This window comes from Amycolatopsis nigrescens CSC17Ta-90, from assembly GCF_000384315.1.
GTDB lineage: Bacteria > Actinomycetota > Actinomycetes > Mycobacteriales > Pseudonocardiaceae > Amycolatopsis > Amycolatopsis nigrescens.
The window spans coordinates 86,579-99,787 of record NZ_ARVW01000001.1; the positions used below are offsets into that span (position 1 = coordinate 86,579).

Annotated in this window: 11 protein-coding genes; 5 read left to right on the forward strand and 6 right to left on the reverse strand. The window is 71.2% G+C overall.

Translation table 11 applies throughout. The annotated features are described in order from the left end of the window. Nucleotides 1–36: 36 nt before the first annotated feature. Nucleotides 37–2,094, reverse strand: coding sequence for a DNA gyrase/topoisomerase IV subunit B (locus AMYNI_RS0100395; protein WP_026359895.1), 2,058 nt, complete (start codon nt 2,092–2,094; stop codon nt 37–39). A gap of 323 nt (nt 2,095–2,417) precedes the next feature. On the opposite strand from AMYNI_RS0100395, the gene AMYNI_RS0100400 reads away from it, so the two are divergent. Further along, complete coding sequence (locus AMYNI_RS0100400) at nt 2,418–5,591, forward strand: ATP-binding protein (RefSeq protein WP_084628170.1); 3,174 nt, start codon at nt 2,418–2,420, stop codon at nt 5,589–5,591. A gap of 67 nt (nt 5,592–5,658) precedes the next feature. On the opposite strand, the gene AMYNI_RS0100405 is transcribed toward AMYNI_RS0100400, so the two are convergent. The 3 genes from AMYNI_RS0100405 to AMYNI_RS0100415 all read right to left on the reverse strand — a co-directional run bounded on the left by AMYNI_RS0100405 (nt 5,659) and on the right by AMYNI_RS0100415 (nt 8,215). Beyond that, a complete protein-coding gene (locus tag AMYNI_RS0100405; protein WP_020665974.1) occupies nt 5,659–6,468 on the reverse strand; it encodes an ABC transporter permease in 810 nt (269 codons plus the stop codon). Between the two features lie 133 nt (nt 6,469–6,601). Continuing rightward, nucleotides 6,602–7,603, reverse strand: a complete 1,002-nt coding sequence (locus AMYNI_RS0100410) for a daunorubicin resistance protein DrrA family ABC transporter ATP-binding protein (RefSeq protein ID WP_020665975.1) — start codon at nt 7,601–7,603, stop codon at nt 6,602–6,604. Between the two features lie 33 nt (nt 7,604–7,636). Next, nucleotides 7,637–8,215 (reverse strand): NADPH-dependent FMN reductase, encoded by a 579-nt coding sequence (locus tag AMYNI_RS0100415; RefSeq protein WP_020665976.1) that lies wholly within the window; start codon nt 8,213–8,215, stop codon nt 7,637–7,639. 134 nt (nt 8,216–8,349) lie between these two features. Here AMYNI_RS0100415 and AMYNI_RS0100420 point away from each other — a divergent pair, with 134 nt between their 5' ends. Beyond that, on the forward strand, nt 8,350–9,216 hold the full coding sequence (locus AMYNI_RS0100420) for an alpha/beta fold hydrolase (RefSeq protein ID WP_020665977.1): 867 nt from the start codon (nt 8,350–8,352) through the stop codon (nt 9,214–9,216). Nucleotides 9,217–9,365: 149 nt separating this feature from the next. Next, the gene (locus tag AMYNI_RS0100425; protein WP_020665978.1) at nt 9,366–9,620 is read left to right on the forward strand and encodes a WhiB family transcriptional regulator; all 255 of its coding nucleotides are present in this window, start codon (nt 9,366–9,368) and stop codon (nt 9,618–9,620) included. 32 nt (nt 9,621–9,652) lie between these two features. Here AMYNI_RS0100425 and AMYNI_RS0100430 read toward each other — a convergent pair whose 3' ends face one another. Further along, a complete protein-coding gene (locus tag AMYNI_RS0100430; RefSeq protein WP_020665979.1) occupies nt 9,653–10,567 on the reverse strand; it encodes a spermidine synthase in 915 nt (304 codons plus the stop codon). 52 nt (nt 10,568–10,619) lie between these two features. Further along, nucleotides 10,620–12,029, reverse strand: a complete 1,410-nt coding sequence (locus AMYNI_RS0100435) for an MFS transporter (RefSeq protein WP_020665980.1) — start codon at nt 12,027–12,029, stop codon at nt 10,620–10,622. A 123-nt stretch (nt 12,030–12,152) separates the two neighbouring features. Between AMYNI_RS0100435 and AMYNI_RS0100440 the strand changes: the two genes are divergently transcribed. Together AMYNI_RS0100440 and AMYNI_RS0100445 are read left to right on the forward strand one after the other, a co-directional pair. Next, nucleotides 12,153–12,464 carry an ArsR/SmtB family transcription factor gene (locus AMYNI_RS0100440; RefSeq protein ID WP_020665981.1) on the forward strand — a complete coding sequence of 104 codons (312 nt, stop codon included), beginning with the start codon at nt 12,153–12,155 and terminating at the stop codon, nt 12,462–12,464. Then, nucleotides 12,461–13,201, forward strand: coding sequence for a maleate cis-trans isomerase family protein (locus AMYNI_RS0100445; RefSeq protein WP_020665982.1), 741 nt, complete (start codon nt 12,461–12,463; stop codon nt 13,199–13,201). The genes AMYNI_RS0100440 and AMYNI_RS0100445 overlap by 4 nt, the downstream gene beginning before the upstream one ends. The last annotated feature ends 8 nt before the right edge of the window (nt 13,202–13,209 follow it).

Genomic DNA, 13,209 nt, shown 5'->3' on the forward strand with positions numbered 1-13,209 from the left:
CTTGGTTCTCCGCGACGTGGCGATGAGTCTTCGGGGCTAGATGTCGATCGCGGCGCGGTCCACCCGCGCGGCCGACTCGACCAGCCAGTTCCGCCGTGGCTCGACCTTCTCGCCCATCAGCAGTTCCAGTGCCTGCTCGGCGGCTTCGACGTCGTCCAGGGTGATCCGGCGGACCGAGCGGCTCGCCGGGTTCATCGTGGTCTCCCACAGCTCGTCCGCATCCATCTCGCCGAGGCCCTTGAACCGCGGCACCGGGGTGACGATCTGCTTACCCGCCTTCTCCAGCCTGGCGACCGTGGTCTCCATCTCGCGCTGGGTGAAGGTGAACACGGTCTCCGGGTTCCGGCCCTTGGTGGTCACCTTGTGCAGCGGCGGCATCGCCGCGTACAGCCTGCCGTCCTCGATCACCGGGCGCATGTACTTGGCGAACAGGGTGATCAGCAGGGTCCGGATGTGCGAGCCGTCCACGTCCGCGTCCGCCATCAGGATCACCCGGCCGTAGCGCATCGTGGCCAGCTCGAAGGTCCGGCCGGACCCGGCGCCGAGCACCTGCACGATGGAGGCGATCTCCACGTTCTTCAGGGTGTCCCCGAGGCTCGCCTTCTGCACGTTCAAGATCTTGCCGCGCAACGGAAGCAGCGCCTGGTACTCGGACACCCGCGCCATCCGCGCCGAGCCCAATGCGCTGTCGCCCTCCACCAGGAACAGCTCGCTGCGGGACACCCCGGTGGTCCGGCAGTCCACCAGCTTCGGCGGCATGGCCGCGCCTTCCAGCGCGGTCTTGCGGCGGGCCGCGTCCTTCTGCTGCTTGTGCGCCAGCCGGACGCGCGCGGCGTCGACCACCTTCTGCAGCACCGTCTTCGCTTCGATCTTGGTCTTGCGGTCCTCGGTCCACGCCTTGAGCTGCCGCTCGACCACGTTCTGCAACACCTTGGTGATGCCGGCGGTGGACAGCTCGTCCTTGGTCTGCGAGGTGAACTGCGGCTCCGGGATGCGCACGTGGATCACCGCGGTCATGCCTTCGAGCACGTCCTCGACGGTCGGCATGTCCTCCTTGGGCTTGAGCAGCCCGCGGGTCTTGGAAATGGCTTCCTGCAAGGCTTTCAGTGCGGCGCGGTCGAAGCCGCGGCGATGCGTGCCGCCGTGCACGTTGCGGATGGTGTTGGTGAAGCACTCGACCGTGCGCTCGTAGCCGGTGCCCCACCGGAGCGCGACCTCGATCTCGGCCCGGCGCTCCACATTGGACTTCATCACGCCGTTCTCGTCGGCGGCGTTCTCCTTGTAGGTGCCGTCGCCGTTGATCAGCAGCGTGCCGGAGACCGGCTTCTCGCCGGTCGGGGACAGGAACTCGACCATGTCCGCCAGGCCGTTCGGGAAGTGGAAGGTCTCCTCGCCGATCGTGCCCTCGGTCGCCTGGCGGAGCACGTAGGTGACCCCGGGCACCAGGAACGCGGTGTTGCGCATCTTGGTCCGCACGGCCTCCACGTCGAGCGCGGCGCCGGTCTCGAAGTAGCGGCTGTCGTACCAGTAGCGGATCGAGGTGCCGGTGGACTCGCCGCGTTTCATCTTCCCCGCGATGTGCAGCCCGGACTGCGGGGCGAACTTCGCCTTCGGGCCAGGACCGTCGAACACGCCGGGCTTGCCGTGCGCGAAGGACATCTGGTGCACCTTGCCCTCGTGCTTCACCGTCACGTCGAACCGGTGCGACAGCGCGTTCACCGCGGACGCGCCCACCCCGTGCAGGCCGCCGGAGGTCTTGTAGCCGGACCCGCCGAACTTGCCGCCGGCGTGCAGCCGGGTGAGCACCAGCTCCACCCCGGAGAGGCCGGACTTGGCGTGCACGCCGGTCGGGATGCCACGGCCGTCGTCGTCCACCTGGACGCTGCCGTCCGCGTGCAGGGTCACCACGACCCGGCTCGCGTGACCGGCCACACCCTCGTCCGTCGAGTTGTCCACGATCTCGGCGAACAGGTGGTTGATGCCACGGCTGTCGGTGGACCCGATGTACATGCCGGGCCGCTTCCGAACCGCTTCCAGACCCTCGAGATGGGTGAGGTCGTCGGCCCCGTACAGGGTCTCAGCAGAAGCAGTCACAGGGTCGTTCTCCCAGTTTGCGGCGTGCGGGCGGGTCGAGCCGTACCGGAGGATATCCATGCCCAACGACATCTCCGAGGACAACGTCGCGCACCCGGCTCTGACCTGCGTTTTCGCCGTGTCCGTTGGCTGAGGAGCCGCCGGTGGCAACCGCGTCGGACTGGTGCGCGGGGTACTCGGCATCGGCGGCGACCTCCACCAGCATAGGCCCACCGGGAGGTGTTATCGCCGTTACCGGCTCCGCGCGTGGCGGCCGCTCGCCGCCACCGCTGTCGTAATATGTCCGAATCCGGGGAATCACCAGCAGAAACGGCGTTCGCGACATGACATCTGCGCTCATCGGGCGAGACCATCCCGCCGGGATGCTGCGCACCGAGGTCGGCCGGGCGTTGGACAGCCACGGCGGGCTGGTGCTGGTCACCGGCGAGGCCGGGATCGGCAAGACCGCACTGGTCACCGAGGCCATGGAGGACGCGCGCCGGCGGGGTGCGCTGGTGCTCAGCGGGTCCTGCTGGGAGTCCGACAGCGCGCCGGGCTACTGGCCGTGGGTACAGGTGATCCGCGCGCTGCGACGCAGTGTCACCACCGAGGAATGGGCCGCGGCCGAGGAGGTCGCCGGCACCGTACTGTCCACTTTGCTCGGTGAGTCGCCGGACGCCGGTGCCGCCGAGAGCTTCCAGCTCTACGACGCGGTGACCACCATGCTGGTCGCCGCCTCGCAGCATCGTCCGGTGCTGGTCGGGCTGGACGACCTGCACTGGGCGGACACCGCGTCGATCAGGCTGCTGGAGTTCGCCGCGCAGCACACCTGGTTCGAACGCCTGCTGCTCCTCGGCACCTACCGCGACGTGGAGGTGGAAACCGCCGAGCATCCGCTGCGGCCGCTGCTCCTACCGCTGGCGGCCAGGGCGACCACGGTGACGCTGACCGGGCTCGACCGGGCCGCGGTCGGCGCGCTGATGTCGCGCACGGTCGGCGCCGAACCGGCCGAGGAACTGGTCACCGAGGTGCATCTGCGTACCGGTGGCAACCCGTTCTTCGTGGAGCAGACCGCGCGGCTGTGGCGCGGCGGCGGTTCGGTCAGCTCGATCGCGCCAGGGGTGCGGGATGCCGTGCGGCGCAGGCTTTCCCCGTTACCGGGACCGATCGGACGGCTACTCGCCGCAGCCGCGGTGCTCGGCCGCGAGTTCCACCGCCAGGTGCTCGCGGCCACCATGGCCGCGCCGGTGGCGCAGGTGGACCGGATGCTGGACCAGGCGGTCACCGTCCGGCTGGTGCACGCCCTCGGTGCCGGCCGGTTCGCCTTCGCGCACGACCTGGTCCGCGAAACCTTGTACGAGGAGCTCGACGAGACCGAGGCGCGCGGGTGGCATGCCGCCGTTGTCCGCGCGCTGGACGGCGCGCCCGCACTGGCCGGCCGGGTGTTCCCCGCCGACCTGGCCCGGCACGCCTACCTGGCCGGCCCCGAGCTCGAACCGGAGGTGGCCAGGAAACATCTGCGGGCGGCGGCCAAGGACGCCGGCGGACGGCTCGCGTTCGAAGAGGCGATCGGGCACTACCGCCGGGCGCTCGAGCTGGTCGGCCAGGACGAGCCGCGCACCAGGGTGCTGATCTCCCTCGACCTCGGCCGGGAGCTGCACCACGACGGGGACGTGGAATCCGCGTGGCGCACCTTCGACGAAGCCGTCGCGCTGACCCGCGAGCTCGCCGACCCGGAGCTGCTCGCCAGGGTGGCGCTGACCCTGTACCGGGTCGGCAAGACCGCGGAACGGCACCAGGTCAAGGCCGAGCTGTTGCGCGAGGCGTACTACGCGCTGACCGGGGTCGAGCAGCCGGCCACCGACCGGCTGGCCTTGGACGGGCTCGCGCTGGAACTGAGCGTGCAGAGCACCATCCTGGCCCGGCGCGGCGGGGACGACGAGACGTTGCGGTTCAACCTGTGGACCCGGCACGACGTGATCTGGGGACCGGGCACCGCCGCGGAACGGGAAACGCTGACCGAGGAGCTGGCGGCGCTGGCGCGGCGCATCTCGGACAGCGACCTGGAGCAGTTCGCGACCTCGTTGCGCTGGGTGGCGCTGCTGGAGCAGGGCGATCCCCGGTTTCTCAACCCGTACCACGCGTTCATCGCGATGGCCGCGCATTCCAGCTCGTCCTGGATCAGGGTCGGCTCCTTCGTGGACCAGAGCCTCATCTCCGCGTTGACCGGCCGGTTCGGTGACGCCGAGGAGCTACTCGACCGGGCCGTCGAGCTGACCCCGTCCCAGGACCGGAACCATTTCTCCTATATGGCACACCATCTGCGCTGGGCGCTGCTCCTGCAGCAGGGGCGGTACGAGGAGCTGGACGAGCTGGCGCGGGCGGCGGTGACCGACGAGCATCCGTTCCCGAAGCTGACCGCGGCGCTCACCGCGGTGCGGCGCGGCGACCTGGAAACCGCGCTGCGCCACCACGCGGAGGCCGTGGCCGAGGACGAGCCCTACCCGAAGGACGTCCTCCCGCTCTGGCTGAGGTTCCAGGCGGAGGTGGCCGCGGCCTCTCGGGACGAGGGGCTGTGCGAGCTGGCCCGCACCGAGCTGTCGCCGTTCGCCGGCCAGTGGCTGGTGTCGCTGTACGGCTGCGACATCGCCGGGCCCGCGGCGCTGTGGCTGGCCGTGCTGGACGCCGCGCAGGAACGCTGGGACGAGGCCGTCGAGGGTTTCACCGCGGCGCAGCAAACCGCGGACCTGCTCCAGGCACGGCCGTGGTCGATCGAGGCGCGCGCCGGCCTCGCCGAAGCGCTGCTCGCCCGCGGGTCCGCCGGGGACACCGCCGCGGGGATGGCGCTGCTGGACGAGGTGGCGCGGGCGGGCGCCGAGACCGGTATGCGGCACATCGCCGAGCGGGTGCGCCGCACCAAAGGTGCAGCGTCCACTGTGGACAGTCCGGATGGAGCGGGCTCCGCGGTGCCGGGCGGCGAGTTCCGCTTCACCGGCGAGGTCTGGTCGCTCGCCATGGACGGCCGCGAGGTGCACCTGCCCGACGCCAAGGGTCTGCGCGATCTGCACTACCTGCTCGGGGTGCCGGGCAAGGACGTGCCGGCGGTGCAGCTGCTCAACCCCGAGGGCGGGGAGCTGGTGCTGGCAGCCAAGGGCATGGGCGGTGACGCGGTGCTCGACGACGAGGCCAAGGCCAGGTACCGGGCTCGCCTCACCCGGCTGGACGACGAGATCGACCGGGCCACCGAGCTCGGCGACGACCGCCGCGCCGCCGCCTTCGACCGGGAGCGGGACGCCCTGCTCGGCGAGCTGCGTGCCGCGGCCGGCCTCGCCGGGCGTGACCGGCGGCTCGGCGACGAGGCCGAACGCGCCCGCAAGACCGTCACCGCACGGATCCGCGACACCCTGCGCAAGCTCGACCAGCGCCACCCCGAGCTCGCCGCGCACCTGCGGGCCGGCGTGTCCACCGGCGCGACCTGCCGCTACCAGCCGGAGCAGGAGATCCACTGGATCCGTTGACCCACTGGGAAAACTCGGAGCGGGCCCGGCCGGGAAGGCCAGGCCCGCTCCACCCCCAGGCGAGGAACTACTTGCGGTTGTACAGGCGCATGGTCAGCGAGCCGAAGATCGCGATCAGCACCGCGCCGGCGACCAGCGTCCAGACGACCTCCCCGCCGATCGCGTCCCCGGCCATCAGCCCGCGGACCGCGTTGACCAGATGCGTGACCGGGTTGGCGTCCACGAACACCTGCAACCAGCCGGGCATCGTCTTGGGGTCGACGAACACGCTGCTGAGGAAGGTGAGCGGGAACAGCACCATCATGCTGACCCCCATCACCGACTTCTCCGAGCGCAGCAGCAGCCCGAACATGGTCCAGATCCAGGAGAACGCGAACGAGAACAGCACCAGCAGGGCCACCCCGGCGAGCACGCCGAGCACCCCGCCGCCGGGCCGGAAACCCATCACCAACCCGACCACCAGGATCGTGGTGGACGCGATCACGTAGCGGAACACGTCCCCGAGCAGCGCGCCGACCAGTGCGGCCGGCCGCCAGACCGGCAGCGTGCGGATCCGGTCGAACACGCCCTTCTCGATGTCGGTGTTCACCCCGACGCCGGTGTACATGGTGATCATCACGACGCTCTGCACCAGGATCCCCGGCAGCAGGAACTGCAGGTACTCCCCGGTCGACCCGGCCAGCGCGCCGCCGAACAGGTAGGTGAACATCAGCGTCATCATGATCGGGAACGCGGTGACGTCGAACAGCTGCTCCGGCACGTGCTTGATCTTCAGCATGGCCCGCCAGCCGAAGGTGACCGACGCGGAGAGCGCGCTGGGGCGTGGCGGCTGCTCCCCCGCCGCCAGCACCGCGCCGAGGCTGTCCGCCGCCGGCACATAAGACCCGGCCGCTACCGTTTCTTCAGTCGTAGCAGTACTCACGCTGTCTCCTTCGCAAGTCTGCGCGCATTGTGGTCATCCCAGCGCGCGCGGGGGTCATCACGGGTGCCGCGGCTGGGCACGGAGCTACTCACGCTGCCACCTCCTCTTCTGTCTCCCGCTGCGCGGGGTGATCGGTCAGTGCCAGGAACACCTCGTCCAGGCTGGGCTGGCCGAGGGAGAAGTCGTCCACGGTGATGCCGGCCCTGGCCAGTTCGCCGAGTGCGACGGACGCCTGCTCGGCCGCGCCGGGACCGGACTCCTCGCCGGAAACGGAAGCGGTCAGCGCGACCGGGTCGGCCTCCAGCTGCACCGTGGTGCCCAGCGTCCTGGCCAGCACCCGCTCGGCTTCCGGGCGCTGCGACGCGTCCCGGAGCCGGAGGTGGACCGAACCCGCGCCGACCGAGGACTTCAGCTGGCCGGGGGTGCCTTCGGCGATCACCTTGCCCTGGTCGATCACCGCGATCCTGCTCGCGAGCTGGTCGGCCTCGTCCAGGTACTGGGTGGTCAGCAGCACCGTGGTGCCCTGGGCGACGATGATCCGCACGATGTCCCAGACCTGGTTGCGGCTGCGCGGATCGAGGCCGGTGGTCGGCTCGTCCAGGAAGAGCAGGTCCGGGGTCTTGATGATGCTGGCGGCGATGTCAACCCGGCGGCGCATCCCGCCGGAGTACTTCTTGACCTGACGCTCGGCCGCGTCGGTCAGCCCGAAGGCGGCCAGCAGGCCGGCGGCCCTGTCCCTGGCCGCGCTTTTGCGGTGGCCGAGCAGCCTGCCGAGCAGGACCAGGTTCTCCATGCCGGTCAGGTCCTCGTCGACCGACGCGTACTGCCCGGTCAGCCCGACCAGCCCGCGCACCTTGTCCGCCTCGCGCAGCACGTCGTGCCCGAACACGGTGGCCTCACCGCCGTCCGGTCGCAGCAGGGTGGCCAGCATCTTCACCGCGGTGGTCTTGCCGGCGCCGTTGGGCCCCAGCACGCCGTACACCGAACCGGCCGGCACCGCGAGATCGAGCCCGTCCACCGCACGGGTCTTGCCGAACACCTTCACCAGCCCCGAGGTCTGCACCGCGAGACCGGATGTTGGCTTGCTCATTTCTGTCCTTTCCCCTCATGTCAGTCTTTTCGTTCAGGCGACGTACGGCTCGGCCGCTCTGGCGTCGCGCAGTGCCCGGCCCCACCAGGCGAGCTGGTCGAGCATGGTCTCGGCGGCCCTCGTCGGCCCGTCGTCCAGTGGCAGGCCGCAGTCGTCGACACCGTCGTCGAACAGGTCGAGGCTCACCCCGTTGCGCATGGTCACCATGTGCAGCTCGGTGCACACCACCCGCAGCTGCTCCACCGCGTACAGGCCGCCGGACCGGCAGCCGTAGGACACGAAGCCGACCGGCTTGGCGTGCCATTCGTCGTAGCCGTAGTCGATGGCCTGTTTCAGCGACGCCGGGAAGCTGCGGTTGTACTCGGGAGTGACCACCACGAAGGCCTCCGCGCGGTCTATCGCGGCGGTGAACTTCGCCACCTCCGGCGTCACCTCGTCCGGGTGGCGGCTAGGGAACTCGAAGTCGAGCAGGTCCACCACCTCCACCGCCATGTCCTCGCGCCGGCCAGCCGTGACGGCGACCCAGTGGCCGATCCCGCCGCCCACCCTGCCGTCCCTGGTGCTGCCGATGATCACCGCGACGGCCAGCCGTGCCCTGTGTTCCTCCGGCATCGGGCCCTCCCCGTGAACGTTCGGCGCTTGCACCCCTCAGGCGCGAGAACCGGGCCGGAAGATCGCTAGATCCGATCTAGCGGGCCGGCGAATTTCGGGTGCGCCCGCGAGACCCGGCCTGTCATGATCACCGCATGAGCAGCCACGTCACCGGCCCCGTCCGCCTCGGGCGGACGACGCTGCCCGGCGGACGGCTGCTCGGCTGGGCGGAGTGGGGCCCCGCGCACGGGACCCCGGTGCTGTTCTGCCCCGGCGCGGCCACCACCCGTTCGCTCGGGTTCGGCCCGGCGGCGGTGGACGCGCTCGGGGTGCGGCTGATCGCGGTGGACCGGCCCGGTCTCGGCGCCTCCACTCCGCTGCCCGGCCGGACTTTCGCCGACTTCGCCGGCGACCTGAGCCGGTTCGCCGAGCTGCGCGGGCTGGGCCGGCCCGCCATGGTCGGCAACTCCCAGGGCGCCCCGTTCGCGCTGGCCTGCGCGGCGGAAGGGGTTTGCTCCGCGCTGGCCGTGGTATCCGGGAGCGACGAGATCGCCGCTCCCGGGTTCGCGGACGCGCTGCCGGCGGAACTGCGGGAACTGGTCGGCCGGTCCGTCTCGGATCCGGCCGGCGCGCAAGCGGTCTTCGCCGGTTTCGACGCGGAAGCGTTGTGGCGCTTGGTCATCGACGGCAGTGGCGACGCCGATCTCGCGGTGTACCGCGAACCGCGTTTTGAAACCGCGTACCGCCGCGCGATGGCGGAAGCCTTCGCGCAGGGGTCGGACGGCTACGCGCGGGACACCGTGCTCGCGATGGGCCGATGGCCCTTCGACCCGGCGGAGATCACCGTCGGCGTTGACCTCTGGTACGGCGAGCAGGACACCGGTCACTCGCCCGACAATGGCAGGACGCTCACCGCCAGGATCCCCGGCGCCCGGCGCCATCTGGTGCCCGGGATCGGCGGGGCCGTGCTGTGGACCCACGCCGAACCGATCCTCCGGACCCTGCTGGACCGGACACGCTGAACCGCTGGCCTCCGGCGGTCCGGGAACAACAGCGGCACCGGCCGCGTTGAATATCCGGTCTGGCCGCCGGCGCCGGTCGCGCGCCGCCCACGACTTCAGATCCCGAACTACTTCCGCAGCGGAACACGCCTGAAAGGAGGCGGCACAAGATGACGCACCCCGATGAGAGAGACGACTGGCGGCACCGCGCCGCCTGCCGGGACGAGGACCCCGAACTGTTCTTCCCCATCTCCGCGGTCGGGCCGGGCGCCCGGCAGGCCGCGGCGGCCAAGGCCGTGTGCGCCCGGTGCCCGGTACGGGCCGAGTGCCTCGGCTACGCCTCGGACAACGGACTGGACCACGGCATCTTCGGCGGCCTCACCGAAGAGGAGCGTCGCGAGCTCACCCGCTTCCGAGCCGCCTGAAGACCGGGCCACCCCGAAGGGCAAATAGTCGGCTATTTGCCCTGGTTCCGCTTGTCGCGTTTGGCGGGCAGGCCGAAGGCGTGTTCCGGTGGCACCGGGGTGACCACCGGCACGGCGTCGGTCAGGGGTTCGGCCTGCCCGGCGAACTTCCGCAGTTCCGCCTGGCCGGCACAGCGGGCCGGAAAGGCCGCCGAAGCGGCCCTTCTCGTCAGTTCGGCGGCCGGCAGCTCGACCGCGGAGGCGGCCAGCACGAGGTTGCCGAACCGGCGGCCGCGCAGCACCCCGGGATCGGCCAGCATCAGCAGCTCGCCGAACACCGCGGACACGGTCGCGACCATCCGGCGCGCGAACCCGAGCCCCTGGCCGTCGGAGATGTTGACGATCAGGGTGCCGGACGGGCGCAGCACCCTGGCGATGTCGGTGACGCATTCGACGGTCGCCAGGCCACCCGGCATGGCCGCGCGTTCGAAGGCGTCCAGCACCACCAGGTCGGCGGAACCGTCGCGCCTGCTGGCCACCCCGGTCCTGCCGTCCGAGATCCGCACCTTCAGCGAGGGCACGCTGCGCAGGTCGAGCTGCTCCCGGACCAGCTCGATGAGCTCACCGTCCGCGTCCAGCACGAGCTGGCGCGAACCCGGCCGGGTCGCGGCGACGTAGCGCGGCAGCGTGCACGCCCCGCCGCCGATGTGCAGCACGTCCAGTGCCTCGCCGGGCCCCGGCAGGCAGTCGATCACGTCGCCGATCCGGCGTACGTAGTCGAATTCGAGATGGGCCGGGTCGTCGAGATCCACATAGGACTGCGCGACCTCGTCCACGGTGAGCAGCCAGCCGTTCGGCCGGTCGAGGTCGCGAAGCAGCTCGGCGGTGCCGAAGCGCACCTGATGACGGCCCGGCACCGGCCCGCCACCGGCCGTCGCGCGCCCCTTCGGCTCCCGTCCTCGCCGCATGTCACCCCTTCCCGTCCAGTCCGGAATCTTTCCACCGCAAGGTAACGCACGCTCACCGCCGCGCCGGGGCCACGGCCGGTCGCCGCGGCAGGGCGAGACTGACCAGTGCACCGGCCAGCATGCTGGCCGCGGCCAGCAGTACCGCGGTGAAGCTCCCGCCGGTGATCGAGGTGCCCGAGTTGGCGATCGCGATCAGCACGGCGAGGCCGATCGCGTTGCCGAGGTTCAGCGTGGTCGACGCCATTCCCGAAGCGACACCCTGTTCGCGGTCGGCGACCCCGGTCGCGGTGGCGATCCACATGGCCGTCCAGGCGATGCCCTGGCCGACCCCGGAGACGACCAGGCCGGGCACGGTGACGAGATAGCCGCTGCCGCCGGCAAATCCGAGCGCCAGCGCGACGGTGCCGAGCACGCCGAGCCCGAACCCGGTCAGCAGCGTGTTCCGGGCGCCGAGCCGGGTCGTCATCCGCTCGCCGAGCTGGGTGCCGAGCGCGATCGCCACCGACGGGACGAGGAAGGCGAGCCCGGTCTGCAGCGCGCTGAACCCGTGCACCCGCTGGAAGAACACGGTGAGGAAGTACGGCAGCGCACCGAAGGTTCCCATGTAGACGAAGGTGACGGTGACCCCGGCGAGCAGGCTCCGGTTCCGCAGCAGGCGCGGCGGCAGCAGCGGGTCCGCGCTCCGGGTTTCGAGTAGCGCGAACGCCGCCAGCAGCAGCACGGAGAGCACGGCGGCGATCAGGATGCCCGGCGAGGACCAGCCGGTTTCGGGCCCCTGCACCAGCACGAAGACCAGCAGAGTCGCGCCGCCGGTCGCGGTCAGCGCCCCCGGCAGGTCGAACCGGCGCCGCCCGGGTTCGGCCAGGTCCCTCGGCATCACCAGCAGCGCGGCCACGGCGATCAGCCCGGCCAGCGGGACGTTCACGAAGAACACGGCCGGCCAGCCGAAGGCTTCGGTCAGCACCCCGCCGAGCAGGGCGCCCACGGTGAGCCCGCTGGCACCGGCCCCGCCCCAGACGGCGAGCGCCCGGTTCCGCCGCGGCCCCTCCTCGAACAGGGTGTTGACCAGCGAGAGGGTGGCAGGGAGCAGCAGTGCGCCACCGACACCCTGCACGGCCCGCGCGGCGATGATCACCGCCGGGCTGCCGGCCAGCCCACCGGCCAGTGAGGCGACGGCGTAGAGCGCCAGCGCGAGCACGAACATCCGGCGACGGCCCAGCAGGTCCGCGGCCCGGCCGCCGAGCAGCAGGAACCCGCCGGCGAACACCGCGTAGGCCCCCACCACCCATTGCAGCGTCTGGTCGGAGAACCCGAGCTCGGCGCCGATCTCCGGGAGCGCGACGAACACGATGTTGAGGTCGAGCGAGAAGGTCAGCTGCGCCATGGCCAGCAGGGCCAGGCTCCAGCCCAGCCCGCGGCGACCGGTGGCGGGCGAACCCGCCGATGCGGTGGAAGTGGACATCCCTGTTCGAGCACCTTTCACGTGGGGGCGCCGGACTCAGTCGGTCCGACAGTACGGATACTGTCGTACTATCGGAAGGTACGTCAACTGTCGTACATTCGAACTGTCGGCTACAGTGGCGGCATGATCGCCCAGCACCCCGCCCGCGAGCAGATCCTGCTGGAGAACGTGCTGACCGCACTCGGAAACCCGATGCGGCTCAAGGTCGTCCGCGCGCTCGCCGCCGACGGCGAACGCGCCTGCGGCACGCTGCTGGACGGGATCTCGAAGTCGACCCTCACCCACCACTGGCGGGTCCTCCGGGACAGCGGGGTCATCTGGCAGCGCCCCTCCGGCAGGGAGAACCTGCTCTCCCTGCGTCGCGAAGATCTGGACGCCCGGTTCCCCGGGCTGCTCGACGCCCTGCTCAATGCGATGGAAGAGGACGCATCTTGACGGAACTCCCGGCCGGGCCCACCCCGCAGACCGGTGTCGGCGTGGTCGCCTCCTTCGACTTCGACCGCGACCGCGAGCTCTGGCGCTGGGCTCCCGAAGACATCTCGCTGTTCATGGCCCGCACCGGTCCCGCGCCGATGACCGGCAACCTGGAGATGGTCCGCGCGCTCAACGACCCCGGCGTGCTCGCCGAGCCCGCCCGCACGGTGACCGCGCTCGGCTCGGAGGTCGTGCTTTTCGCCTGCACGGCGTGCAGCTTCGTCGGCGGCGCCGCCAGGGAAACCCTGCTGCGCCAAGCCTTGCTCGACGCCGGCGCGCCGCGCGCGGTGACCACCTCCGGTGCGGCCGTGGAAGCGCTGCGGGAGGTGGGCGCGCGCCGGGTCGCCGTCGTGCACCCGTACTCCCCGGACGTCGGCGCCCTGCTCGGCGACTTCCTCACGGCCGCGGGCCTGGACGTGACTTCCAGCAAGCGTCTGGAGGTTCCGCTCACCGCGGTGCGCGAGGTCGACTACGCCACCGTCGCCGAACTGGTCCGCGCCGGTGACCACGCCGACGCGGACGCGGTGTTCGTCAGCTGCACCGCGCTGCCGACGTACGACCTGATCGCACCGCTCGAGCGGCAGCTCGGCAAACCGGTGGTCACCGCCAACCAGGCCGGGATCTGGGCGGCACTGCGCGCACTCGGCCGCCCCGCGATCGGCCCTGGTCAGACCCTGCTGGCGGGCCGCCCGGCGTGAGCAAGACC